Origin of the sequence: Enterobacter sp. CRENT-193, from assembly GCF_002787395.1 — a bacterium.
Taxonomy (GTDB): Bacteria; Pseudomonadota; Gammaproteobacteria; order Enterobacterales; family Enterobacteriaceae; genus Enterobacter; species Enterobacter hormaechei_C.
Window position 1 is genome coordinate 21,491 of sequence record NZ_CP024813.1, and the last position, 24,966, is coordinate 46,456.

Below are 24,966 nucleotides of genomic sequence, written 5' to 3' on the forward strand. Positions count from 1 at the left end.
ACTGGAATGCTTATGGCATTTAGGTAAATGCGTAAAAAGCATTTGCAAGAATATGTTATAAACAGTTTGCCAAATGAAAATCTTATCACCGACGAGTTAAGTTAATGATTAAAAACAACGAGTTAATCCATCCTTTTGACGTAACCAGTAATGAATCAGGTAAGACTTATCAACTGACGCCTAACTCGTCCAAGTCGGTTCAGCCCGTGGCCCTGCTGAGATTGAGTGTATTTACCCCTGTCGGCACAAAAGAAAACCGCGACCGAAACTTTGAAGTTGATGCCTCTGATGAGCTTTCGTGTATGGAAATTGCAAGATCGGAGGGTTATGACGACATCAAGATAACTGGTGTCAAACTATCTATGTCTACCGACTTTAAGTGCTGGCTCGGGATCATCATGGCTTTCAGTAAATATGGTTTTACTTCCGAGAAGATTAGCCTGACTTTTAACGAGTTTGCGAAGATGTGTGGTATCAGTTCAACAAACATCAACAAACGAACTCGTGCGCGCTTTAAAGAGTCATTAATGAACCTTGCATCGGTAGTGCTTGCCTTCTCAGACTCTCGTAGTGGTCGGTTCACAGTAACGCATCTGGTGCAGAAGGCTATGATTGATCCAAAAAGCGATACTGTTGAGCTGGTTGGGGATCCTTCTATGTGGGAACTGTATCGTTACGACCATAAGACATTGTTAAGCCTTCAGGTTCTATACATTTTGGCTAAAAAAGAAGCTGCGCAATCTCTCTATATTTATTTTGAAGCAATGCCAGCTGGTACGTTGTTCGTTAATATGAAACGGTTGAGGGAAAGGTTGCTTCTTACAACCCCTATTCGTACGCAAAACCAGATAATTCGTAAAGCAATGCGGGAACTTGAATCTATCGGATATCTCGATTATCAAGAAGTTAAGAAAGGTCGCGACATACAATTTCAGATCTTCAAAAGAAGCCCTAAGCTGGCCCTTGCCAAACAAGGTTGAAAGCTATCTGGTATGCACTGGTTATAACCTGCTGAAAAATAAGTTATTTATCAGTGCTATGCTTAGTGCTTCTTTTACTACTGGTCTTACATCTCGGCTTAATGTGCAAAAAAGTAACTTTTCAAACGAACTCCTGACTATTCATCTGTATGCCTTTCTGACTCAAGCGTACATGCTAGCCCATTCATTAAATGCCGTTGAGCAAGATGGTTTCGTGCGCACTCTATTCACGTGAATGCCTTTTGTGGATTACGCCTCTTACATTCATACAAATGCTTTTGATGTCGGTATCCCAAAAATTCATTCATTGAAATGCTTTTGTTTGCCACTGTATCCCGAGCATAGCTATGCAGTGGTATAAAAAGGCATTTTGGTGAATGGCATTAGGTCGAATGACACACAGTTCAGCTTTGTTAAGAGCGAGAATGGTCCAAGACATCTATGACATTGGGCATCAGAAGGACTATGTGCTTGATATGAGATCAAAAAAATATCAGAAGCATCACAACTCCAATGGCATTCAAAGAAATGCCTTTGTTTTGTTAGTACACCAAACAACCCAAAATTCATGCAGTTATATCAAAGACTCATTCGCAAAAGGACTCAGCCAGAAAGCATTTGCTTAAATAGCATTGGCCAAAAGCATTCGAATGAATGATGTTCGTATGGACAAGACAAAGTCCCACTCACGCCCAGAGGTGTAAAAGGCATTTAGATGAATGACGCACCGGCCCGAGGATTGTATGTAGTTTCTCCAACTGATAGTTGCCGAACCAGGGAGCACAGTGATATGCGGCCTTCTCAGAATCAAGAGATAGATAATAAGGGAACAAAAAAGATTAGATATGAAGCTTAGTTACCTGCCCGATATCTAGTTAGAGCTTTTCAAACCATCAAAAGTGACTTTTATGCTTGAGGAGTCTCATCAGCTTCAGGATTGAGCTTAACGTAATCTTACCCCCTCCCCTCTTTCAAACTTTTACTAAGCGTTCACTGGTACCTTTCAAAGATTATGCTTTAGGCCCTTTGCTTAAAAATTCACCAATCGCTAAACGTTAAAAAAAGGGGGTTTATGCGAACGGAAGGATCGGAATAAAAAAGTATTATTCATTCGCGTTTACGTGAACTCAAATCTACACGGAGTAATTATGGAACTTTCTTTAAATATTGGCCTTAGTGAAAAGAAATCTAACACGGCTGCACTTTTTAAAACAAAAAGCGCAAAAGTGATTTTGTTTGTTCTGCTGACCGTGCTTTTTTGCGGTCTGGCATATGCGGGTTCAGATGATGGGGCACTGGGAGATATTTGGTCATACATGAGTGAAAGTATGACTGGAGCTCCGGGCAAAATTCTGGCAGCCGCGATGTTGATCTCAAGCGTATATTTCTCTGTCCTTAAGCCTAACCCGGGCCTGGCACTGGTTTCATTATTCATGATGCTGGTAATGGCCAACGGCGAGAAAATTATCAGCACCTTTATGGATGCTGGCGTACCGCTGTAATTTATTGTTAATCATGCATGAGGGGGTTCATCCCCCTCTCTGGATTTTTAATGAGTAAGCAGAACGACGTTCCTCAGCATACCTATAGATTCCCTTTCAGGATCAACATGCCTCTACTGATTTTGTTTTGGGATGCCAAAAAATTAGGGCTTGCATTCATTCTGGTTGCATTTGGGAATATCTTCGAATGCTTCGGGTTTTCTGTTGTAGCAGCGGTTGTGTATTGGATTGCGTATAACAAAGCAGCTGAGTCAGGAATAAGAGGATTGCTAAAACACAAACTCTGGTGGCTCGGTTTTTTGCCAGGTAAAGCAGTTTTTAGTAGCCGTTATTTCAACGATCCATTTATCAGAGATTTGTATTCTTGATGGAGCTATGAATGAAAATGCTAAGTGGCATTAACATCCCTTTTTTCAAAAAATCTAAAAAGGATGAAAACGGTGATCTTGAACAGTCATACGTAAAGAAAGATGAAAGTGCTAAGGGACGTTTTTTGGACATTAAAAAACGATTTAGCCCACAAGCTGAAGCGTCAGGTGCTGGAATTACATACAGCGCCCTGATTAATCGTGATACAAAACTTATCCGCATTAATACTGTTTCAATAGCCGTCATTGGGTTATTGGTTGCAAAGATTCTTTTTTTCACTGACCCAGTGACGATTGTTACCCCTCCAAACATGAATGAAGAGATCACGGTTGTTGGTAACAAAGCATCGGAATCTTATAAAACACAATGGGCTCTCTTTTTTAGTACCCTTTTAGGGAATATTAATCCAACTAATATTTCCTTTGTGACGGCCTATGTCCTCGATGCCCTTTCACCTGAACTACAGGCTAAAACGAGTGAGTCTTTACAGGAGCAGATAAATATCATGCAGGCTCGTGGTGTTGAGCAGACCTTTAAGCCTAATGATATTTACTTTGATCCAAAAAATGACATGGTCTATGTCTGGGGTACCAAAACGACTCGACTTGTAAATGTTCCGGACAAAACTGAATCATCGAAATGGACTTATGAATGGGTTCTCGGGATGAAAAATGGTCGCCCAAGAATTGCATATGTAAATCAATATTCCGGAACACCGAATATTAAAAAAATTACGATAAACGGCAAAGAGCAACTGGCAACGCTGGATAATCCGCCACCGTCTACAGGTAACAAGTGATGATTAAAAAAAAGGGCTTAGGCTTCAACGCAATTACAGCATTGATCATGCTCACGACTTCGAACTGCGTAATCGCTGAAGAATACCAATTGCCAGCAACAATTAATAACCCGGTTGTAATGCCAGTTGGTGCTGACGGATTTCAGAATGGAGCTGCAAAAGCCATTATTCCGGGTCAAGCTGGTTCTGAACAGTCAGGTGCACAAACAAACCTTAGTGAAGCCGGTAATGCGCAGGGACAAAAACCTACAACTGATCTCCCTACCGTGCAACTTTCCCCAGCCAGCAATGCTTCGCCTGCGGTAAGCGCTATTACTGGAGCATTATCAAATAATCCTAGTCTCCCCGGATTTGACGCACAGACCCGATCTGGTGCAATTGATAGCTATGGGAGACCAACAGGTACCTCTTCCCAGCAGAATGCAACCAATGCGACCGCCACGTCAAAAGCCGATGAACTTTATGTCGAAGCTCGTAACCGATATAAAGAAGTTCAGCGTGTAAATGTGCCGCCTGGTGGGAATGTGGTACTGCCAGTTTCACGAGGACTTCAAAACAGAATATCGACCAGCTTCAAGAATGCTTCTGTCAGTACTTCTACCCCTGCTGAAGAGGCAAGCATATTTGTTAATGGTGGCGATGTCTTTATTTCAACTAATACCGATAAACCAATCGGGATTATGTTGTCTGAAGATCAGGTACCTGAATCGACCTATAACCTGACCCTGGTACCGCTTGATGTTCCCGGTGCGATGATTTCAGTTACTACATCTTTAAGCCCATCTATGCAAGCCAAACGTGAAACCTCATTGGATAAGCAAAACTATGAGGAAATGTTGGCCCGCTCCCAGTCAGAAGAACTGGCTCCAACGGATCCAAAACAAGACGATCATAAACAAAGAATCATTGATTTATTGACTCCTGTGGCTCTTGGTGAGGTCCCTTCAGGATTCAGTTTACAACAGGACCGACTTTCTCGTATTCCTGCGCCAGAGCAGTCACCATGTAACTTTAATATGTATGCAAAGCTCGGTCAGAGACTGGTTGGCTCACGTGAACTTATTGATGTAATTCTTGTGAAAAACGATAAACCATACGGTCAAATCGTTGCTGATCAGCAGTGTATGGCAGAAGGCGTTATTGCAAGTGCTTTATTTGATAAAGCATACCTGCAACCGGGAGAAGAAACAGAGCTTTACATAGTCCGGGATAAATTGTTCAAGGAACGCGAGGCCCGGGTTACAACCAGACCAAGTCTAATCAGAAAATAATATGGGAAAAGTTACTTTGCCTGCTCTGCTTGGGGCCACCGTGATTGGTTTTGTCGTATTTGCTTTAACCAGCTTTTACTACAGGTCAGAATATATACCAAAAAGGAGTGTATTAATCGTTCCGGACGCACCCATTAGTATCGAAGATGGCAGTAACGCTTTTCCCGTTCAGACAGTAATAATGAACGATCCAACTCTTATTGATAAATTTGTAGGAGAGGGCAATATTAATGAGGAGAATGCTTTTGACTATCACAAAAGTAACGTTTTGGAACCTAATTACAAACATGAAATATCTAGAACGAGCCAGATAGATAAAGCTGAAATGAATCATCCATCTGTTCGTGAAAACTGGGCCAGAGCAGGTGAACCCTATATCGTTCCTCAGATGTCTGACAGCGAACGAAATCTAAAAATTAAACGATTCCAGAAACCTACAAGTGGAGCTAATCATGGACATTAAAAAGGCCTGGGAAAATAAGACCGTCAGACTTTCTGTTATTGGCGCTCTGCTGGTAGTGATTGTTTATATTATTAGCCAGTCTATTTTTTCCACACCAGTTAAGAAAGAAAAGAAAACACAGAAAAAAGACATGCAGACCAATTTGTTGTTAGATGATTCGCAAATGAACAAATTGAGTAATGAAGAAAGCCAGAAAGTATATAAAGAAATGGTTAAGCAAAACCGACTTGACCAAAATGCGGCGAAAGAGGACCGCGAAAAAGCAGAAAAAGCCCAACAGGAAACTAAAGCCCAAGTTGCAAGTTTAACTTCTCAACTTCAGCAGCTGTCTCAGCAAATTAATGATATGCAGACAAATCGAAACGGCAATCGTAACTTGGATGCTGGTAGTTCGCGTAAAACGATTAATGAGCAGGCACCGGCAGCTCCTTATCAGCTTAATGCTAATGCGCCGATTAATGGCGTAAACCCTAATTACGCTTCTATCACACCTACGCGTAATAGCCCAATGAGAACAATCACACAAAGTTCCATTAAGACTAATGGTACCGATGGTGTCATTCAGGTTATGCCCGTGTCTGAAAACAGAATCAAGGAAGGCAGAGAGGTCATTGCAGGAGATAAAGCGCCAACTCGGACTGTACGAGGTGATGGTACTGCGCCAGTTGATAGCAAAGCGCGGCATGCTGCCCGAAAAGATGAAATGTTTCTTCCGGCAACATCTATTATCACTGGTGTTCTGATTACCGGGCTTGAAGCGCCTACAAGCCTTTCTTCCAAATCAGAACCAATGCCAGTAACGATGCGTATTAAAAAAGATGTCATCATGCCCAATAATTTCACCATGGATTTGCGTGACTGTAACCTTCTGGGTTCAGCTGTTGGTGATCTGGCGTCACAGCGTGCTTACATACGTGCCACTTCTATCTCTTGTGTTAATTCAAAAGGGAAAGCTTTTGACGTAAAACTGGAAGCATATGCTGTAAGTGAAAATGACGGAAAAAATGGGATCCGAGGCACGCTTATCAGCCGAAATGGTAACGCAATTGCAGGAGCTGCATTTGCCGGTGGACTTTCTTCACTTGCCGGTAGCTTAAGTCCCAGTAAGGTATCTTCACTTAACATCGACCCTAATTCACAGGCTCAGTATCAGTCCCCTAATTTTGGTGCACTTGGGGCATTAGCCGGGGCTGGTGCAGCTCAAGGTGGTCTTAATCGACTCGTCGATTACTACACCGCAATTGCAGAACAACAGTGGCCAATCGTAGAAATTAGCCCTGGCCGAGCTATTACATTTGTCGTTCAGACCGGAACTACAATTCCAACGAATCTGACCAGTCGCTGAGGTTTAAATGGATAGTTTAGAAAAAAAAGAATCGCCTGAATCAGCTGGACCTGAAATCACTAAAAAAATGGTGCGAGAAAGGACAACAAAAAAAATTACCTTCGAAATTGATATTGAAAAAATATTGAAGTATTTATTTTTCTTCGCCTTTGCCGTATTGGTCATTATTTATGGTTATAAAGGCTTTATGAATGTTTACGATTACTTCAATAAACAATCCCAGCCTTCGTACAAGATTGCAGTGCTTGACATGCCTGAATTACGTAAGGAATTTTTCAAGCATCACGGAGGCCGTACTGCTGACAATGATAGATCTCAATTCGAAGAATATTTCAGAACATTAATGAAGATCTACCGTGACCGTGGCTATTTAATTATTGATGCAACGCTTGCCGTTACTGTACCGGATAGTGTTGAAATCGTCACTTATATGGAACTTGAAGATAGCTCTGAAGCGGTACAATCAAGTTCTTATAATGCAAAGAAGTAGAGGGCACCCAATAGTGAAAAAGTTACTTTTCCCTTTAATGGCGGCTTTCGCCATTATGGCGAATACGGTCACTTATGCTTCAGAGCAGGTCCTAACTAATAGTGATGCTGCTGCGTTAATGGCAAAGGCAAAGGAAGGTGGCGTTTCACCCAGTCAGATCTCGGGTGTGTTATCAAAAATGAAAGGATATAAACCTAAGGATGCCATATACATTCCTTCTGGTGGGCTATACCTCTTTCAGGACGAACGTTCGCAGCTAATGGCAGTAACGACCGATGGCCGATACTCCCTTACTGGGGGAAGCCTTGTTGATGTAATTAAACGTAAACCTGTTCTGACTGTAGAAGAAATCAGGAATTCCTATTTTATTAGTCTTGATGAGGCCCCCTTCCCTCTGGAAACTGTAGCGTCCATTCCTCTGGGAAATTCAAAGCTTAAAAGACAAGCAGCCATTTTCATAACACTTGATTGTGACGGTTGCATGGAACTTGTTAAGAAATTCTATGCAGATCGGGACAAGTATCGGATAGATATTGTTTTAGTTCCCTCACCCGGTGAGCCAAAAGAAGAGCTTAGAAGGCTCTGGTGTAGTAAAGAAAAAGGAAAAATAAACAACCTCGATATTCTTCGTTGGCTAATGGGAAGCAAATCCGACATTGAAAAAAGATTGCTCTCTCAAAAAGAAGCAGAAGAATGTCCGGCGGAACCTTTGGTAGCGTCATTGATGCTCGCAGGAATTTATAAATTGCAGGGTGTACCTTCAGTTGTCAGACAGGATGGTTTGGCTGGTAATGGCATTCCAAAAGATTTCGACTACTGGTTGAACCAAAGCGTTGAACCTCTCTTAAAAAATCCATTTGAGACAAATTAAGGCTAGTTTATGAACATCAAAAGATTGGTACTCAGTGCTCTGGTTGTAGGTACATCCTCATATCTTACGGGGTGCTCCATCGGTAGTTCCGAATCCGAATGTCCAGGCATTGAAAAGGGCGTTATCTGTAAAGGTCCTCGCGAAGTTATGGAGTTAACTAATAATCGAGATGATCTGTCTGCACTGGCGGGGGAAGAGTCGGAATCGGGAAAGGAGAAATCGGCTGTCAATGACAGCCGTTATCCAACTGAAATTAGCCCTCCAGGGGAAGTCAAATATCCACAGTCTACTACCCTTAAAAATCAGCCTGTGGCTTATTCAAAAACCGAAATTAAGCCAGTTGGTCAGTTACCTGTCATGTACGATAAAACTTTAAAAATGGGTGCCCCTACTTCATCCATTGGACCACGGCCTATTTCTGGTGTACCGGTTAATTCAAACGTAAGGATGACTAGCAGTTATAGCACTGCCTCTTCAACTGGTAACCCTTTCGTTCATCCGGCTGCGGAAGTCGTTAAACAAACAAGCTATCCGGTTTCTGCTGGAAATGCCCCACGCTACGTTGCACCTAATTCTGATATCAGCCCTGGTAAGGATATGTACTCTCTTTACAATGGCCAGCCCGTTAACCCGACTCTCAACCCTGGGCAGATCCAGCAATACCGTTCGCAAGGTTATAAACAAGCTGTAGTGGCTCCTGAACCACTTGCTGTTCTGCAACAGGGGAAAGTAATGAGAATTACTTTTGCACCTTATACCGATGATAACGATGCGCTTAATCTTCCCGGCTACGTTTATGTCAACGTAAAACCGCAAACATGGATTGCTGGCAAGAATTCGACCTCAAACCCAGCTCGCATAGTTCCTTTAGAAGTACAGGATGCGGCCCGGGAAAATATGCAGCAGCAACAAAAAGCAACTAAAGCTGTCTCTTCGAACGGCATTGTTAGACAACTGTAAGGTCAAATATGGAAGCTATCAATAATTACAATAGCGGTTTAAATCGCCATCAATTAGGTGGGTTTATCCCTGTTTACGATCAATTAGCAGGGACTCACTATTTTTTGATTGATGGCAACAGATTAGGGTTTATGTTTATCTGTAATCCATCCCCTGGAGTTTTTGATAATCAGCAAGATGTTCTTGCTGAAATGTTCAAAATGGATTTCCCTACAGATACTGTCTGTCAAATATCTCTGACTGCATTGCCAGACCTGACTTTACAGCTTAGTGCTTGGTCAGCTGTGCGAGGTGGGCGTATGACTGGGAACGATAAGCTTAAAGCAGATCTGCTTAATGGTTATCAGTTGGACTACTACGACAGAAGTATGCATAAGCCTTTAAAACCTGATCATGATAACCTTATGTTGAGGGATTTTCAGGTATGGATCTCGCTATCGATTCCTTTACAGTCTGCCCTTCCTACCGAGCTGGAACATTCGCGTATCGATTCACTTTACTCTGAACTTGTAAGTAAGTTAATTACGATTGGATTGCATCCGTTTAAGGTCGATGCAGAAAACTGGCTCTATTGTATAGATAAGGTCGTAAACCCCGGAAAGAACTCCCGGTGGGCTGAAGGTTTCATAGACGTTAACACTATGAAAAGGCTTAATGAACAAGTTAACGTTCCCGGCCGTAAGTATACAGTCACAGAAAATCATTTCTCATCAGTCACACAAAGTGACGACGAATCTGAGCATCGTTACTTCAAACAACTTTCCGTTGTAAAGTTTCCTGAATACGTCAATTTCGGTTGTATGTATGAGTTAGTAGTTAACTGGATGCATGGACGTAAGACAATTTTCAGCCCATTTATGATCACTCAGACTGTTCAGTTTGCCGATCCGCTCAAGTTGTCAAAAGAAAACGTCCGCTACAAAGCAATCACTAATAAACAGGCAAGTATACCTTCAGTTGTCACATTCTGCCCTCGCCTGCGGGATATGGATAATGACTACATGGCCGTAACTCGCGAGCTTGAGGATGGCGCAAAGCTTTTAAGAGGGTATCTTACTTTCACTGTTATGGGTAGTAATGCCAATTCTGTGCAGACAGCAGCTAACGATCTCAAATCCTTTTACCTCGAAAGCCGGGTCAAAGTAGCAGATGATTCCTTTATCGTTTTCCCGTCATTTATGTCATGTCTGCCAATGTGCAATGACCCAAAGACAATTTTCGACCTTGACCGTTCCGAAGTAGTGAGCAACACCGGAGCGGCTCATATGACACCGATCTTTGGGCCCTGGAAAGGTAATACAGATAGACCAGTACTGAGTTTAGTTTCTCGTGAAGGTCAACTCATGGGACTTGATATTTTCAAGACTTCTGCAAGCTATAACATGGTTATTGGTGCAACGTCAGGTGCAGGGAAGTCATTCTGGACAGCATATCTAATCAATAACTATCTTGGAGCTGGACCGCGATCTAATAACCTCGTTCATTATCGCTCAACATTTAAGCATTTTTTAGAAAACGAATACCCAGATGATGATCCTGACGGTGCTCAAGTATTTGTTGTGGACGTGGGCCGTTCTTACCAGGGGATTGCGGAACAATATACAAACAGTCAATTTATTGATTTCGGTAAAACCCCTGACTTCACCCTAAATCCCTTTGCCTTCCTAACTGACATCACTGTTAACGACGATGTATTTAACGAAGCACCTGAATTTACCGGTGAATCAACTTCAAACGATGCAGAAAAAGACAAAGTTGCTCAGACCATAATGGTTTTGAATCAGCTAAAAATTATGGCTTCAGAGAAAGGCCTTATCGATGATTATCAACAATCAGTGATGCTTCAGCTTATTGCAGAAGAGTACCAAGAATCCAGAAAATCAGGTCGGACCGGTTCAATAACCGGCTTTGCTCTGCGTTGCAAGAAGCATGAAGACAAACGTATAAAGGATATTGGGGAGCAACTCGGAGCATGGTGCGAAGGTGGAATTTATGGGCACCGGTTTACCGATACGTTGCCTCCAATCAACTTCGACAGCAGATTTATTGTTTTGGAACTGGAGGAGCTAAAAGGCACCCCCCACCTTCAGACAGTTGTATTAATGTCTATCATTCAGGCTGCTCAGCATGCAATGTTCATCAAAAAAGATGGGCGTCGTCGCTTGTTCATCCTTGATGAAGCATGGGAGTACATTCGTCCTGATAATTCATCAGGTGCCGGAAATCAATCAAACCAATTCTTCTCTTCCTTCCTCGAAGCGGCATGGCGTAGGTTCAGGAAAACAAACTGCGCTGGCATCTGTATCACACAGTCGTTTGAAGATTATTTTACTTCTTCTGTTGGCCGGGCCCTGACTGCTAACTCGCCTTGGAAGATAATCATGAAACAAGAAAAAGAAAGCATTGAAGCAATGAAGGCTAATAAATATTTTTCTACTTCAGATGCAGAATATGAACGTATGAAAAATATTCGTACAGTCAAAAAGGTGTTTTCAGAGATGTTAGTCAGGTTCGAAAACTTCCAAGAGATCTGTCGGTTATACGTAGACCGGAAAATGGAGCTTTGTTTTACTACGGATAGTGCTGACAGGAGTAAATTATGGGAAATTCAAAGCCGCGAGAATTGTAGCTATGGCGAGGCAATAGAAATTCTCTATGCTCAAGAAGTAGCAGCGGGTTTGGCCGCGTAGAGTAAATATCTTCAAGCAAAAATAATTAAACCAGATGTCTCATAAGAATCTGGTTTTTTATTGTATGCCTTAAGTAAACAAATGAGGTTGTGACTTAATGAGTTCATCACTGTGCTGCAAATTTTGGTTTTATAATTAATGTGGTGTAAAAACAGTGACATAAATACAAATCGCAGTTAGGTTGTGTACGCATTAAGTAAACAAAATTTATAACTTCAATACTGACATTATAAGATGAAAATCACGTAAATTACATTTTTGTTTACCAAAGGTAATCAAAGTAGCGCGGCATTATTAGTGAAAACAGATCACTGGTGTCATTTTGCATACAAAACTTAATATCCTTTAATCATTCTTCTAAAAGTTTATTATTAACGGTTTGGTTTCTGAAAATTTATCCAATTTGCTCACCGAAGACTTTTAACTTATTTAACCCCCTTTATCGCCAAACTGTGATTTTCTAATGTTAGTCTACAGTTCTAGGGCCCTTGCTCCCATGATGCGAATCCTGCCACCTAATAAAGATTAACGCCTCATTCCTGTATGCCGGTCTTACGACGCCAGTGCACGGACTATTTTTGGTCATCACAAGGACAGGCGGGAGATTTAATCAGGGCGTGGTGTTGCTGAGCAGCAGCTGCGGCACTGTAAGCCGAAGGCGGAATTAACTCCTTTATCACCATCTGGGGACGTCATTATGGGTAGCCCTTTTAACTTGCTCAGGACCATTAAGCTAAAATTCCGGATAGCGATTGACGTAAGATTTAGGCTAAGCAGGTAAAGTGATCCCCGCTCCCGGGGTGACAACTTTATACAAAAGGCCGAGCGGAAGATTGTCCTTAGGGAATATTTCTTTAACACAGCACGGGCACTTACTCACGCTGCCGGATTTAACCCCCTTAATCGCCAAACTGGGGTTCTGTCCTCATGCTGGCCTTCAGTTCTGGGCGGGGTTGCTATCACTTGCTCCCTAATGCGAGATGTACCTGCTGATACAGATTAACGTCATATTCCTGCGTGCCGGTCTGCCGACACCAGTGCACGGGCTTTTTTCGGTCATCACATTACCGGGCAGGAGATTTTATCAGGACGTGGTGTGACTGAGCAGCAGCTGGGGCACTGTCATCCGCTTGCAGATTTAACCCCCTTAATCGCCAAACTGGCGTTCAGTCCTGATAGTGTCCTTCCGTCCTGGGCAGGGTTGCTAACACTGGCTCCCTTAATACGAAATGCGCCTGCTGATAAAGATTAAAGTCACATCACTGCATACCGGTTTGCCGACTCCGGTGCATGGCCTTTTCCGATAATCACAAGGACGGACGGGTGATTATATCTGTGCATAGTATGTCTGAGCAGCATCAGAAGGCACTGTCAGCCACTGGCAGATTTAACCCCCTTAATCGCCAAACTGGCGTTCAGTCCTGATAGTGTCCTTCCGTCCTGGGCAGGGTTGCTAACACTTGCTCCCTTAATACGAAATGCGCCTGCTGATAAAGATTAAAGTCACATCACTGCATACCGGTCTGCCGACTCCGGTGCATGGCCTTTTCCGATAATCACAAGGACGGACGGGTGATTATATCTGTGCATAGTATGTCTGAGCAGCATCAGAAGGCACTGTCAGCCGCTGGCAGATTTAACCCCCTTAATCGCCAAACTGGGATCAGTCCTGATAGTGTCCTTCCGTCCTGGAGAGGGTTGCTAACACTTGTTCCCATGATACGAAATGCGCCAGCTGATACAGATTAACGTCTCATTGCCCATGCCGGTCTGCCGACACCGGTGCATGGCCTTTTCCGATATTCGCAAGCACAGATGCTTGATTTTTTCAGGGTGTAATATACCTGAGCAGCATCTGAAGGCACTTTCAGTCGCTGTCAGATTTAACACCCTTAATCGCCAATCTGGGATTTTATGATGTTAACCTCCAGTTCAAGACCCTTGCTCCCATGATGCGAACCTTGCCACCTGATAAAGATTTACGCCTCATTCCTGTATGCAGGTCTTACGACTCTAGTGCACGGACAATTTTCGGTCATAACAAGACCTGGCGGAAGATTTAATCAGGCGTGGTGTGACTGAGCAGAAGCTGGGGCAATGTCAGCCGCTGGCAGAAAAAACCCTTATTCGCCATCTCAAACCGTCATTATGGGTAGTCCTTTTAACTTTCTCAGGACCATTAAGCTTAAACTCCGTTTAGAGAATGACGTAAGATTTAGGCTAAGCAGGTTAAGTGATCCCTCTCCCGGGTTGAACACTATATTCATCGTACGAGCGGAAGATTGTCCTTCGGGAAATATTTCTTAAACACCGCTCGGGATCTTATTGCCACTGGCGGATTTAACCCCCTTAATCGCCATACTGGGGTTCTGTCCTGATGCTGGCCTTCAGTTCTGGGCTTGGGTTGCTATCGCTTGCTCCCATAATGCGAAATGTGCCTCCTGATACAGATTAACGTCATATTCCTGCGTGCCGGTCTGCCGACACCAGTGCACGGGCTTTTTTCGGTCATCACATTTCCGGGCAGGAGATTCTATCAGGGCGTGGTGTGACTGAGCAGCAACTGGGGCACTGTCAGCAGCTTGCAGATTTAACACCCTTAATCGCCAAACTGGGATTCTGTTCTGATGTTGACCTTCCGTTCTGGGCGGGCTTTGGTTTACTAACACTTACTTCCATAATACGAAATGTGCTTGATGATGCAGATTAAATTCACATTACTGCATACCGGTCTGCCGACACCGGTGCATGGGCGATTTCCGACGATCTCAAGAACATATGGGAGATTATATCAGGGAGAGTAGTATGCCTGAGCAGCATCTGAAGGCACTGTCAGCCGCTGTGAGATTTAACCCCCTTAATCGCCAAACTGGGGTTCTGTCCTCATGCTGGCCTTCAGTTCCGGGCTGGGTTGCTATCACTTGCTCACATAATGCGAAATGTACCTGCTGATACAGATTAACGTCATATTCCTATATGCCGGTCTGCCGACATCAGTGCTTGGGCTATTTTCGGTCAAAACAAGACCTGGCGAGAGATTTAATCAAGCGTGGTGTGACTGAGCAGCAGCTGGGGGCACTGTCATCCGCTTGCAAATTTAACCCCCTTAATCGCCAAACTTGGGTTCAGTCCTGATGTTGGCATTCCGTTCTGGGCGGCGTTGCTATCACTTGCTCCCATTATGCGAAAAGTGCCTGCTGATACAGATTAACGTCATATTCATGCATGCCGGTCTGCCGACACCAGTGCACGGGTTTTTTTCGGTCATTACAATACCGGGCAGGGGATTAAATCAGGGCGTGGTGTGACTGAGCAGCAGCTGGGACACTGTCAGCCGCTGGCAGATTTAACCCCCTTAATCTCCACACTGGGGTTGCCTCCTTAAGTTGGGTTTCATTTCGGGGTGAGGTTGCTAACTCTGCTCCCATAATTCGTAGTGTGCCTCCTCAAGAGATTAACACCTCATATCTTTAGACTGGACTGACGACAACGGTTCACAGTTAGGAAACGTATATCAGCACACCGGTGAGATAGATTTTAGGGTCTAAGCAAGAAATAGGGTAGGCGTGAAGATTCATTAATGGAGCTCTTAACTTCAAAGCGTAGAGAAGGAGACAAGAATCGTGGTTTAAACAGGTTGTGCATTAGGTATGGACTAGAGAGTCTGAGCTCACATCTGCAAGTTAAGCTCACAAAAAATCATAAAAAAGTAAACAAACATTAGCTTAAGATTGAAACTAAGGATAGAATTGTACGCATAACAAGGAAATGGACGCATTATACGTAAAGTTTACATATATGCGTAAAAGTCGGTTTTCAGTGCAAAAAGGTCATAACCATGAATTTACTTGAAAAGATCGCCCTCGTTGGTCAGCGCATGAAAAGCGAGCAGATTTCTCTAAAGGAATCTCTGATGGCTTCATCAAGAGTATCTGTTTCTGATGATAGTGTTGATGGTGTTGATAGACTGATCTATAACCACTGTTTGAATAAAAAAAATCTCTCTGATTTTTTTGGGAAGTCACGAGTAACGTTCAATAAAATACTTTCGGACTTAGAAGAAAAAGAACTTGTTGGTGCACCTATTTATCAAAACAAAAATCATCTTTACACCCGCTGGGATGTTCAAAAAATAATGGATGCCCTGGGTTATCCCAAGTACCGCGATCATTACTTTAGCAGAGCTATTGTTACTCAGAATCATAAAGGCGGTACAGGGAAAAGCACTACATCTGTAGCTTTAGCAGTAGCAGCTGCTTTAGATCTACAACTCAATGCACGTGTATTAATGATCGAATGGGACCCACAAGGTTCGATTGGAAGCAGCATGATTCAAAGTGTCTCAGAAGATGATGTCTTCCTTACAGCAATTGATGCAATCCTTGGAATTTATGAAGAAAATTCTGAGTATAAAAAATATTTAGATTCAGGATTCTCTGAAGAAGAAATCATCACTAATATGCCTTTTTCAACGCATCTGCCAAACTTGGACGTAATAACGGCTTTTCCGACAGATGCTCGTTTTAAAGATAAATACTGGCAATGTTCTAGAGAAGAACGTACGTCTTTGTTACTACGTTTCAAGGAAGTTATCTTACCGGTACTGAAGCAGAACTATGATTTGATTATTATAGACACTCCACCTGAAGATTCACCTTTGATCTGGGCTGCTGACGAAGCGGCCGATGGGATTCTTGTCGCAGTGTCACCACGTGAATATGATTACGCCTCTACTACAGACTTCATGCTTACAATAAGTGAAAGGTTTAAACAATCACCAAGTAAGGGCGACAATTTAAAATGGTTCAAAGTTCTTGCTGTCAATGTAGATGACAAAAGTCCATATGAAAGAATAGTTTTGGATAAATTAATCAGAACTGTTCAGGACCTTTTGATGTCCGCTAACATAAAAAATTCTGAAGCATTTAAGGCAGCTGCTTCCAAAGGGCGTACAGTGCTTGATATCAAAAAATCAGAGGAACTTTGTTCCGCAAAGCAGCTTGATGTCGCAGAAGAATCTGTATTACAGGTATATCAGCAATTTATAAATGAAATAAAAAGTTTTTCAGCTAAGCAAGGAGTTAACGCATGAGCGATGAGCAACATATCGGGAATGATAAATCTCGATATTTAAACGCACCAAAGCGGACAGAAGTCGGTCACCGTTCAGGTCTTGCGGGTTTGAAAACAGCACCTCGCATAAAAAAGTTATTCACTCTTCATAAGGGCCGGAGACTTGAAGCGGAACATGTGATTGTTCCAGCCCAGAGAGTGGAGAAGGAGACCTTAGTCCATCCAGCGAACCCACGAAATCAAGAAGCCCTTACAGATTATTCTGTTAGAGATATTCTTAAGCAGATTGAAGAAAGAGGGGTCGATACCGAAGGGATCGCTGTAAAAAGAGATGGGGTTTATTTATTAATAGAAGGAAGTCGCAGACGTTTCTGCTGTATAAAGGCAGAAAAGGATCTCCCCCTGTGGGTTCTTCCGGATGAACTAACCGAAGATGATATAAATTCAATTATATCCGCAGCACAAACATCTCGAAAATTTTCATATAGAGAAGTTGGGTTTCAATTTATCAAAAAAATGGAAGAAAAAGGATTTTCTACTAATGAAGAACTCGCAGCATATCTTGGGATTAGTCATGTATCGGTAGCCAAAAGAATCCAGGCGGCCCGTATTGACGAAACATTGATCTCTTTATTCCCGGATTATGAAGGAATCCCGAACTCCTATTATAGTCGCTTGTCTCGTTTACAGAAATATGTGCAAAAAAATCTATTTCCTTTAGATGAAGTAATAGATAATGTTAAAGAGGAAACAAAAGATTTAGACATTGGAGATCTCCAGGTTGCTCAAAAAGTTGTAATGGAAAAAATCACACAATCTGTGGAAAGTGTTTGTGAAAAAACTTATTCCACAAAATGGGAAACAAGTGATCTTATTACTTTTGATAACAAAGATAAGTATGCAAGAATCAGTAAAAACAATACTGGTAGAAAAATTCGCTTTGAATTCAATAGGATAAATGCGGGTTTTATTAAGGAACTAGAGGAGTTCATAAAAGAAAAATTAAAAGTACCAGAATAAATATTGAACTGCATCTTTATGATGCAGTTCATATGATTTATATTTTTAATTTCTTGTTATATTAATATGGGGTGTGCGCAGGTTCTGACATATAAGGTCTTAGTTCTATATGAACAGAAGCGCCATTCCCATCATTTACTACGTTTAAAGGTGCTTTTCCCGGCAATGACATAGTTGCAACGTCAGGTCCAGAAACAGCAAAATTATTTTCTGCTGAAGGCATTACTGTAAAAATCTTTATAGCAACATTTTCATGTCTAAATAATGAAATCCCAAAAGTAGAACCAGCTTCGGTATTGCTCACGTCCACAACCACAGGGGTTTTTCCTAGATATTCATTAGTTAGTATGTTTTTTACTAATGCCCCTTCCGGGACAGTATAGATACGGTATGGATATGCTAAAGCCGTGTGACAAAAACATATTAAAATAACAATTAATGTTTGTTTCATAGATTATCCTCATTCAAAAATAAAAGATATAACTCTTGAAAATCGTGGTTAGTAATTAGGTCCGCTTTTCCGGGAAAATCGTAACTAACAGAAAATAAAAGCGAAAGCGAATCTTTTCCTTTTGCTTTGGGAGAGATTCTGCTAAAAGCACGGTTAATAAACATAAGTTGATCTTCATTGTTGAAGCAAAGTCCAAGCATTCCAACCGTAGGAACTACGAATGTGCTTACGCTGCCTGGGGGCAAAAGTTGCTTACTACGGGCATTGTAAGCACAACGACTACCACCTAGCGTTAGGCCTGAAAGCTCAATAAAACTTCTGGTTCCATTCTTGGCGACAAGCCAAACATCAGTTCCTGAACTTTCGACACGTAAAGTAACTTTTCCGTCAGTAAAGGCCTCACTTTTATTGTATAGAATAGGGTCAAAACCAACTGTCGGGAGTTCTTCGATTTTACTTTCTACTGACTGACAACCAGTCAGTAATGCAAACAATAAAAGTGTGATAACTTTAATCATCCCGCTTCCTTAGATTGTTTTTGGCGCTCGTTATAAAAGATAATGATTCACCGGGGTAGAGAATTGTTTCTTTCGTCCAATAACCATAACCACCGAGGATATTTTTTCTTTTCTCAATATAAACGGGTTCAGAAAATACTAAATGTTGATATTTAGGAAGAGATAAGATTTCATATTTTCCTTGTCCAACTAAGAGGTAATTCTTCTCTTTAGGATTGATGGTTACTGGATTACCAACACTTTGAGGTATGTTAAGTTTTTTTATATTTAGGTCAGAATAGTCAGGAACGGACACTTGATCATTAGACGTATTTCCGGGAAGAGTAAACCCTTTACCCTGATCCGGTCCAAAGATGGCAATTATATCTTTGTTGTTTCTTGTGATCGAAACGATAGCCTGAAGGGGCGTATTAGCAAGGTCATTTATAAACGATATAGTTAGACTTGATTTTGGCTCGACCCAAACAATGCTTTTTCCGGATGTGCCTTCGCTTAATGCAATTTTTTCATTTAGTAAGATTTTATTTTTGGCAATGATATTATACTCAAGTTTTGGTATCACAATAAAAAGTGATTCTTTATTTGAAACATTCATGATTTCTAAGAAATTGGTTTTGGTCATGCTGGTCTTTAGAACAGGCCTATATTTACCATTTATAAACCACCTTCCGTTTATAAGCTCCGCTTTAGCAGATATAAGTGAATCACTTTTCTGTGCGGCAGAAGAAAAAGCATCTTTTCTATGCTCTTTCTCTTGATGTGGTGCAGCTGCTGCGTGAAGATGCAAAAGTAATGTTGAAATTGAGATAATCTTCCAATTTATCTTCATCTTGTTACCTCAATGTTGTTTTCAATCGAATCGAGTTCTAAAGGATAGGTTTTAAGTGAATAAAACTTGTTTGTTGTTTGTATTAGCTGATGACACAATAAAACTGGATTGTTCTTCATGATTATTTCTACTAATGTAAGTGCTGGTGAGTCAGTTTGCGGTATACCCGGAGCAACTATTACCTGGTCTTCTAATTTTGACATATAGAGTGATCCAGTATTTATATGCAAACAATTACCGATCAGTACTGGAAGATTGTTTTGAGTACGACCATGGGCTTTTCGAATGCTGTTTACAGGATTCCTACCTAGGACCATAAGGTTGACGTCATTTATCATCATTGGTATTACGGCATGGTCCATACCGAATAGAAACTGGCTCTGAAAAATATTCACATTGGCATAGTTGAATGCTTGAAGCGCATTATAAGTATCAGTGAATGATGTGCGGATAGGGGCGTAATCAGAAGGGCAAACCCCAATTTTTATATCGCCTTTTAGTAAAATCTGCATCATCGTACCAAGCTGGGTATTAAGAAGTTTTTTTACCTCTTCCTCTAAATAGTAACGATTCACAGCTTTATGCCACTTTCCGCCCATTACACACCATCTCTCATTGAGGTATGTGCTGGGGTAAAATGTTCTCCGGTCTTTGTTTAATGGTAACAATTTTTTTAACATTTCTTCTCCGGCTCCGGCAGCTGAGAAATGCCTCACAAAACGTCCATCGAAAAAGCCACTGTTTATCGCCTTCATCAATTCTATGGGTTCCGGCCCATAGTCAAACAAATTTCCAGTAGAGAAAATTACTATCTCTTCTTCTGGCTTTGTAACTGATTGGATCAAGTTGCACAGCGCAGAGTAATGTCCATGAGGATCTGCCAGAAAGAAAATCCTTCCGGAGAAGTTTGTAAGGTCTATAGTTTGGACGTGCTCAGCTGCCATAAATTCCTCTACGTATGTTTACATCGATGATACGGTATTTCGAACTATGATTTTTTTACAAAAAGGCGTCATTTTGGATTCTAAGCCTAAGGACCTTTGTTACTTACAGGTAAAGGCCCCAGTCCTGGCTCTCAAACAGTTCATACTTAGGATGCAAAGTAACTTTCTGATTATAATTGGCTCCTTTATAAACATGGTTAATACATGAATACAGGAAATTTAACGGTAAGGTATTTAAAATGGAAGGATGCTGAAATAACATAGACTTACGTATTTTTTTAATAGTGTTAATGTTGATAATAGGTCACCATTAATGTATAAAGTTAATATCTAATATGGTCCTATTAATAAAAGAGAGTTTTTATGGCTGAACTATTAAAATCTGAAAGTCCTGTTTCACCATCAGTGCAGGATATCACTGAAGCTTTAAAAATCGTTGTCGATGATGGAAGTAAAGCTGCAAAACTGGTTTGTCTTAATGAAAGAAACGAATTAGTTCCCTTGCTTACACAAAATAGTTTTGTTCCAGATTTCCGTGTTCGCCATGAGGGTCTCAATCCTTTTAACTATCTTATTGATGGGCTGGAAAGGTTTTCGCATCACAGCGAATCTAGTAACTCACTGGAATCGACTGATGTATCTCACCAATACGATGAAATTAGCCGGTTAAATGTTCACCATGCACTTCATGCTTCTGGTTTAGTTCCTCAGGATGTTCACCTCTTTGTTACTTTACCACTTAGCCAGTTCTATACTGCTTTAGGGGAAACGAATATTGAAAATATTCAGAGAAAAAAAGATAATCTGATGAAACCAGTAGAGCGTTATCTTGACGGTAAACGCTATTCTTTTAACGTTTTGTCTGTGACTGTTTTCCCTGAATCTTTACCAGCTGTGACCCGGGCAGATGAAATTGAGGATATTGCTTCATTTGAATCAAGTTTGGTAATTGATCTTGGTGGTACTACTCTTGATGTTGCAAGTATTACTGGGCAATTAGAACAGATTTCGAAAGTAAAAGGTTTTGACCGTATTGGTTGTTCTATTGTTTACGATGAGATCAGCAGGTATCTTGAATCTGAGAAACTGAATACGAGTAATGCTTACATTCATCATCTTGTTGATAATCGTCATGATAAATCAGCTTTGAAGGTTGCAGAGGACAAGCGTGACGGTGTTTTTGATGCGGTAAACTCTGCGGTACAGAAGTTGCAAAGTAAAGTAATCAGAGCGGTTACACAAGTCGAAGAGAGGCCTCATAATGTTTTCCTTGTTGGGGGAGGTTCATATCTCATCGAAACAGCTATTCGTAAACATTTTGAAACGGCTAAAGTTATCATGGTAGACAATCCGCAGTTCGCATTATCTTTGGCAATTGCTGATACTATTTATTCAGAATAATGAGCTAGAACATGGCTAAATACCCTATCTCAAATAAGGCAGATAACGACCGGATTCAGATCCGGTCTTTCTGGATATCCGAAAGAAAAGCACCCTATGTTTATAGTTTCTTGAAAAAAACAGAACTTTGTCATAGGGGTGACCAACTGGATTTAATTAGGTCGGCTATTAGTACCGGGTTGGTATTAAATAATTTATTTCCTGACTTGGCAAATTTTATAAATGGTTTAAACGAAAGATTAACACTTGCAGATCTTAATAGGTTTCTGAATGATGGAAATACTATAGATACTGAACCTAAGCCTCCTATTAATGTATTGCTAGAGAATGTCTTAGATCAAAAGTTTATGGAGTATTTAACACCTCTACAATTAGATAATTCAAAGCAGGATTCTGTTTCTGTAAAAGAAACCTTCCTTGTACAAAAGGAACATGCCTGCTTTGGTGTGAAGATTGAAAATGAGGGAAGCGATACCTCTATACCATCTGAAAGCCCACTTTCTTCAGGTGCATGGCTTTGTTGAATAAATCGAACTTTTGCTGAGTTGAAGGATCAGATCACGCATCTTCCCGACAACGCAGACCGTTCCGTGGCAAAGCAAAAGTTCAAAATCACCAACTGGCCCACCTACAATAAAGCCCTCATCAACCGTGGCTCCATAACTTTCTGGCTGGATGATGAAGCTATTCAGGCCTGGTATGAGTCAGCAACACCTTCTTCACGAGGCAGACCTCAGCGCTATTCTGACCTTGCCATCACGACTGTGCTGGTCATTAAACGCGTATTCAGGCTGACCCTGCGCGCTGCGCAGGGCTTTATTGATTCCATTTTTTCTCTGATGAACGTTCCGCTACGCTGCCCGGATTACAGCTGTGTCAGCAGGCGGGCAAAGTCGGTTAATGTCAGTTTCAAAACGTCCACCCGGGGTGAAATCGCACACCTGGTAATTGATTCCACCGGGCTGAAGGTCTTCGGTGAAGGCGAGTGGAAAGTCAAAAAGCATGGCCAGGAACGCCGCCGTATCTGGCGTAAGCTGCATCTCGCCGTTGACAGTAAAACACATGAAATCATCTGCGCTGACCTGTCGCTGAACAATGTTACGGACTCAGAGGCCTTCCCCGGGTTAATCCGGCAAACCCACCGGAAAATCAGGTCAGCCGCCGCCGATGGCGCTTACGATACCCGGCTATGTCACGATGAACTGCGGCGTAAGAAAATCAGCGCGCTTATCCCTCCCCGAAAAGGTGCGGGTTACTGGCCCGGTGAATATGCAGACCGTAACCGTGCAGTGGCTAATCAGCGAATGACCGGGAGTAATGCGCGGTGGAAATGGACAACAGATTACAACCGTCGCTCGATAGCGGAAACGGCGATGTACCGGGTAAAACAGCTGTTCGGGGGTTCACTGACGCTGCGTGACTACGATGGTCAGGTTGCGGAGGCTATGGCCCTGGTACGAGCGCTGAACAAAATGACGAAAGCAGGTATGCCTGAAAGCGTGCGTATTGCCTGAAAACACAACCCGCTACGGGGGAGACTTACCCGAAATCTGATTTATTCAACAAAGCCCAGGTGCATCCAAAATTTCAAAAGAAAAGTCCATTTCCTCTGTGGTGCCAGTGCTAGAAAAAGTATCGGATGAAAATCAAACCGCCTCCATAAGCATAAAATCTAAAGCTAAGGCAAACAAGCGACTAGCGACTTTGGCAAGATAGGTGAGAGACAGTACAATCGACTTCTGAGTTCAACTTGTCTTACCAGGAAAGCCAGCATACTTGCTGGCCTTTTTTTTGTTATAATAAACTCAGGCTTCAGCTGAATCTGTAAAATTACTGTTAATGAAACGGTATTTTAGGTTAATTTGGATGCTGTTACAGGAAGTGCGGATTTTTCCTAAATTTGTAAAAAACCTAAGAATTATCTTAATAAATCTGGTACTTAATTATTATTTTACGTAAAAAGTCTTTGTGGTTTAATGGTTATGTAAGGATTTTTTGATACCCTTATACCCGATGGACCTAAGGTCACTGACAACGATGTTCATGTAGAATCTTCGTTTCTGTAATCCCTTTTGTCCTTGTCCCAAATGATTGATTATTATAATAAAGGCTGATCGAATGCTATCTCGCAACTCACTAATACATGGTTTACGCCGAGACCAGTTAATCGGAGTTCTGACTATTTCAGAGTTTCCGGTAGTTATGGTAGAAAGCCACTTCATTCAGTCTGAGGTTATGGGAATAAAACCCGTAATTTTTAATATTGATGAGCTTCTTGTTTCTATATCCCCAATTTCCTCTCTTAAGTTCGATTGGGAGTGGGCCCCAGTTGATACAATACTCATTGAAGTTATCATTCCACCTGTAGAGTCAGACCTTGTAAGTGCAGAAAATGACTTCCTCCGTGATTCTGGTATTGGCCATATCCAGTGCGAGCCTGGCGGAGCATCAATACGACGTACAGTTACCTTCGTTGGTGGAATAACCGCTGATAACTTACTGTATCAGTTGAGGCTTATGTGCGTAAGCGCGTTAAAACTTTTAGGAGAGGAACTGGGGGATGAAGTCTAAGATTAGATATGTTTTATCTGGTTTTGTTGTGTTATGTGCATTTGCTGGAGTTTATAAAATCCTAAACAATGTTCCGGTTAAACCTGACCTTTTGGACTTCACTGGAAACACATTTAAAAAGACATCACTCTTCCTGCCATGTGATAAAAGCTCGCCTTCTTTAAACATTAAAATTGCTGATAACGAGAAAATCGTGATCAACGGCATCGCTTCAAAAGTAACTTTTGTTGAAAAGGCTGACCCCGTCAAAAGCCCTGGTTTTTGTGATGATCTTGATCTAAACAATTCTCGCCTTGTACATACGGCATCTTACAGCCTGGTGATTTCTGAAACCAAAACAGGATTTACACTATCAAATTTCAAGCATCTTGCCGATGATGAATCATTAGGCGGTATGTGGTTTTATCAAAAGTGACTTT

Annotated in this window: 23 protein-coding genes; 19 read left to right on the forward strand and 4 right to left on the reverse strand. The window is 41.7% G+C overall.

Annotated elements, in window-relative coordinates:
* The first annotated feature begins 104 nt into the window (after positions 1-104).
* The 14 genes from CU081_RS24175 (at position 105) to CU081_RS24240 (ending at position 17,833) form a co-directional block, all read left to right on the forward strand.
* Positions 105-980: a RepB family plasmid replication initiator protein gene (locus tag CU081_RS24175; RefSeq protein WP_000594611.1), complete on the forward strand. Its 876-nt coding sequence runs from the start codon at positions 105-107 to the stop codon at positions 978-980.
* 1,148 nt (positions 981-2,128) lie between these two features.
* Positions 2,129-2,482: a hypothetical protein gene (locus CU081_RS24185; protein WP_000423602.1), complete on the forward strand. Its 354-nt coding sequence runs from the start codon at positions 2,129-2,131 to the stop codon at positions 2,480-2,482.
* Positions 2,483-2,499: 17 nt separating this feature from the next.
* The gene (locus CU081_RS24190) at positions 2,500-2,850 is read left to right on the forward strand and encodes a type IV conjugative transfer system protein TraL (protein WP_001447770.1); all 351 of its coding nucleotides are present in this window, start codon (positions 2,500-2,502) and stop codon (positions 2,848-2,850) included.
* A gap of 11 nt (positions 2,851-2,861) precedes the next feature.
* The gene (locus tag CU081_RS24195) at positions 2,862-3,650 is read left to right on the forward strand and encodes a TraE/TraK family type IV conjugative transfer system protein (protein ID WP_000783153.1); all 789 of its coding nucleotides are present in this window, start codon (positions 2,862-2,864) and stop codon (positions 3,648-3,650) included.
* A complete protein-coding gene (locus CU081_RS24200; protein WP_000592092.1) occupies positions 3,650-4,921 on the forward strand; it encodes a TraK domain-containing protein in 1,272 nt (423 codons plus the stop codon). The genes CU081_RS24195 and CU081_RS24200 overlap by 1 nt, the downstream gene beginning before the upstream one ends.
* Position 4,922: 1 nt before the next feature.
* Positions 4,923-5,384, forward strand: coding sequence for a plasmid transfer protein HtdO (htdO, locus tag CU081_RS24205; protein WP_000521242.1), 462 nt, complete (start codon positions 4,923-4,925; stop codon positions 5,382-5,384).
* Positions 5,374-6,729, forward strand: coding sequence for an IncHI-type conjugal transfer protein TrhB (trhB, locus tag CU081_RS24210; RefSeq protein WP_000351841.1), 1,356 nt, complete (start codon positions 5,374-5,376; stop codon positions 6,727-6,729). The genes htdO and trhB overlap by 11 nt, the downstream gene beginning before the upstream one ends.
* Before the next feature lie 7 nt (positions 6,730-6,736).
* A complete protein-coding gene (locus CU081_RS24215; protein WP_000377632.1) occupies positions 6,737-7,219 on the forward strand; it encodes a hypothetical protein in 483 nt (160 codons plus the stop codon).
* A gap of 118 nt (positions 7,220-7,337) precedes the next feature.
* The gene (gene htdT / locus CU081_RS24220; RefSeq protein ID WP_182911723.1) at positions 7,338-8,090 is read left to right on the forward strand and encodes a protein-disulfide isomerase HtdT; all 753 of its coding nucleotides are present in this window, start codon (positions 7,338-7,340) and stop codon (positions 8,088-8,090) included.
* Positions 8,091-8,099: 9 nt separating this feature from the next.
* The gene (trhV, locus tag CU081_RS24225) at positions 8,100-9,050 is read left to right on the forward strand and encodes an IncHI-type conjugal transfer lipoprotein TrhV (RefSeq protein ID WP_001022588.1); all 951 of its coding nucleotides are present in this window, start codon (positions 8,100-8,102) and stop codon (positions 9,048-9,050) included.
* 8 nt (positions 9,051-9,058) lie between these two features.
* Positions 9,059-11,740, forward strand: a complete 2,682-nt coding sequence (locus CU081_RS24230; RefSeq protein WP_000387412.1) for a TraC family protein — start codon at positions 9,059-9,061, stop codon at positions 11,738-11,740.
* Positions 11,741-14,288: 2,548 nt separating this feature from the next.
* Entirely contained in the window at positions 14,289-14,450 is a 162-nt protein-coding gene (locus CU081_RS26350) for a hypothetical protein (protein WP_001371949.1), read from the forward strand.
* Between the two features lie 1,128 nt (positions 14,451-15,578).
* A complete protein-coding gene (locus CU081_RS24235) occupies positions 15,579-16,832 on the forward strand; it encodes a ParA family protein (RefSeq protein ID WP_001050364.1) in 1,254 nt (417 codons plus the stop codon).
* Positions 16,829-17,833, forward strand: a complete 1,005-nt coding sequence (locus CU081_RS24240; RefSeq protein ID WP_031942295.1) for a ParB family protein — start codon at positions 16,829-16,831, stop codon at positions 17,831-17,833. The genes CU081_RS24235 and CU081_RS24240 overlap by 4 nt, the downstream gene beginning before the upstream one ends.
* 61 nt (positions 17,834-17,894) lie before the next feature.
* On the opposite strand, the gene CU081_RS24245 is transcribed toward CU081_RS24240, so the two are convergent.
* The 4 genes from CU081_RS24245 to CU081_RS24260 are packed head-to-tail and all read right to left on the reverse strand — an operon-like array spanning position 17,895 to position 20,575.
* Entirely contained in the window at positions 17,895-18,284 is a 390-nt protein-coding gene (locus tag CU081_RS24245; RefSeq protein ID WP_000815011.1) for a hypothetical protein, read from the reverse strand.
* On the reverse strand, positions 18,281-18,802 hold the full coding sequence (locus tag CU081_RS24250; RefSeq protein ID WP_000598517.1) for a hypothetical protein: 522 nt from the start codon (positions 18,800-18,802) through the stop codon (positions 18,281-18,283). The genes CU081_RS24245 and CU081_RS24250 overlap by 4 nt, the downstream gene beginning before the upstream one ends.
* On the reverse strand, positions 18,795-19,631 hold the full coding sequence (locus tag CU081_RS24255) for a hypothetical protein (RefSeq protein WP_000700976.1): 837 nt from the start codon (positions 19,629-19,631) through the stop codon (positions 18,795-18,797). Before CU081_RS24255 ends, CU081_RS24250 begins: the two co-directional genes overlap by 8 nt.
* Positions 19,628-20,575 carry a metallophosphoesterase gene (locus tag CU081_RS24260; RefSeq protein ID WP_000718595.1) on the reverse strand — a complete coding sequence of 316 codons (948 nt, stop codon included), beginning with the start codon at positions 20,573-20,575 and terminating at the stop codon, positions 19,628-19,630. Before CU081_RS24260 ends, CU081_RS24255 begins: the two co-directional genes overlap by 4 nt.
* Positions 20,576-20,938: 363 nt before the next feature.
* On the opposite strand from CU081_RS24260, the gene parM reads away from it, so the two are divergent.
* The 5 genes from parM (at position 20,939) to CU081_RS24285 (ending at position 24,962) form a co-directional block, all read left to right on the forward strand.
* Positions 20,939-21,976, forward strand: coding sequence for a plasmid segregation protein ParM domain-containing protein (gene parM, locus CU081_RS24265; protein WP_000818954.1), 1,038 nt, complete (start codon positions 20,939-20,941; stop codon positions 21,974-21,976).
* An 11-nt stretch (positions 21,977-21,987) separates the two neighbouring features.
* Positions 21,988-22,500 (forward strand): hypothetical protein, encoded by a 513-nt coding sequence (locus CU081_RS24270; RefSeq protein WP_031942296.1) that lies wholly within the window; start codon positions 21,988-21,990, stop codon positions 22,498-22,500.
* Between the two features lie 21 nt (positions 22,501-22,521).
* Positions 22,522-23,490, forward strand: coding sequence for an IS5-like element IS903B family transposase (locus CU081_RS24275; protein WP_031942297.1), 969 nt, complete (start codon positions 22,522-22,524; stop codon positions 23,488-23,490).
* Positions 23,491-24,094: 604 nt separating this feature from the next.
* Positions 24,095-24,547 carry a H transfer determinant A gene (gene hdtA, locus CU081_RS24280; protein ID WP_000952689.1) on the forward strand — a complete coding sequence of 151 codons (453 nt, stop codon included), beginning with the start codon at positions 24,095-24,097 and terminating at the stop codon, positions 24,545-24,547.
* Complete coding sequence (locus CU081_RS24285; protein ID WP_000836981.1) at positions 24,537-24,962, forward strand: hypothetical protein; 426 nt, start codon at positions 24,537-24,539, stop codon at positions 24,960-24,962. Before hdtA ends, CU081_RS24285 begins: the two co-directional genes overlap by 11 nt.
* The last annotated feature ends 4 nt before the right edge of the window (positions 24,963-24,966 follow it).

Bases quoted from the DNA above. Each gene is read 5' to 3' on its own strand.
- CU081_RS24175 (WP_000594611.1), top strand. From the start codon at position 105: ATGATTAAAAACAACGAGTTAATCCATCCTTTTGACGTAACCAGTAAT.
- CU081_RS24185 (WP_000423602.1), top strand. From the start codon at position 2,129: ATGGAACTTTCTTTAAATATTGGCCTTAGTGAAAAGAAATCTAACACG.
- CU081_RS24190 (WP_001447770.1), top strand. From the start codon at position 2,500: ATGAGGGGGTTCATCCCCCTCTCTGGATTTTTAATGAGTAAGCAGAAC.
- CU081_RS24195 (WP_000783153.1), top strand. From the start codon at position 2,862: ATGAAAATGCTAAGTGGCATTAACATCCCTTTTTTCAAAAAATCTAAA.
- CU081_RS24200 (WP_000592092.1), top strand. From the start codon at position 3,650: ATGATTAAAAAAAAGGGCTTAGGCTTCAACGCAATTACAGCATTGATC.
- htdO (WP_000521242.1), top strand. From the start codon at position 4,923: ATGGGAAAAGTTACTTTGCCTGCTCTGCTTGGGGCCACCGTGATTGGT.
- trhB (WP_000351841.1), top strand. From the start codon at position 5,374: ATGGACATTAAAAAGGCCTGGGAAAATAAGACCGTCAGACTTTCTGTT.
- CU081_RS24215 (WP_000377632.1), top strand. From the start codon at position 6,737: ATGGATAGTTTAGAAAAAAAAGAATCGCCTGAATCAGCTGGACCTGAA.
- htdT (WP_182911723.1), top strand. From the start codon at position 7,338: ATGGCAAAGGCAAAGGAAGGTGGCGTTTCACCCAGTCAGATCTCGGGT.
- trhV (WP_001022588.1), top strand. From the start codon at position 8,100: ATGAACATCAAAAGATTGGTACTCAGTGCTCTGGTTGTAGGTACATCC.
- CU081_RS24230 (WP_000387412.1), top strand. From the start codon at position 9,059: ATGGAAGCTATCAATAATTACAATAGCGGTTTAAATCGCCATCAATTA.
- CU081_RS24235 (WP_001050364.1), top strand. From the start codon at position 15,579: ATGAATTTACTTGAAAAGATCGCCCTCGTTGGTCAGCGCATGAAAAGC.
- CU081_RS24240 (WP_031942295.1), top strand. From the start codon at position 16,829: ATGAGCGATGAGCAACATATCGGGAATGATAAATCTCGATATTTAAAC.
- CU081_RS24245 (WP_000815011.1), bottom strand. From the start codon at position 18,284: ATGAAACAAACATTAATTGTTATTTTAATATGTTTTTGTCACACGGCT.
- CU081_RS24250 (WP_000598517.1), bottom strand. From the start codon at position 18,802: ATGATTAAAGTTATCACACTTTTATTGTTTGCATTACTGACTGGTTGT.
- CU081_RS24255 (WP_000700976.1), bottom strand. From the start codon at position 19,631: ATGAAGATAAATTGGAAGATTATCTCAATTTCAACATTACTTTTGCAT.
- CU081_RS24260 (WP_000718595.1), bottom strand. From the start codon at position 20,575: ATGGCAGCTGAGCACGTCCAAACTATAGACCTTACAAACTTCTCCGGA.
- parM (WP_000818954.1), top strand. From the start codon at position 20,939: ATGGCTGAACTATTAAAATCTGAAAGTCCTGTTTCACCATCAGTGCAG.
- CU081_RS24270 (WP_031942296.1), top strand. From the start codon at position 21,988: ATGGCTAAATACCCTATCTCAAATAAGGCAGATAACGACCGGATTCAG.
- hdtA (WP_000952689.1), top strand. From the start codon at position 24,095: ATGCTATCTCGCAACTCACTAATACATGGTTTACGCCGAGACCAGTTA.
- CU081_RS24285 (WP_000836981.1), top strand. From the start codon at position 24,537: ATGAAGTCTAAGATTAGATATGTTTTATCTGGTTTTGTTGTGTTATGT.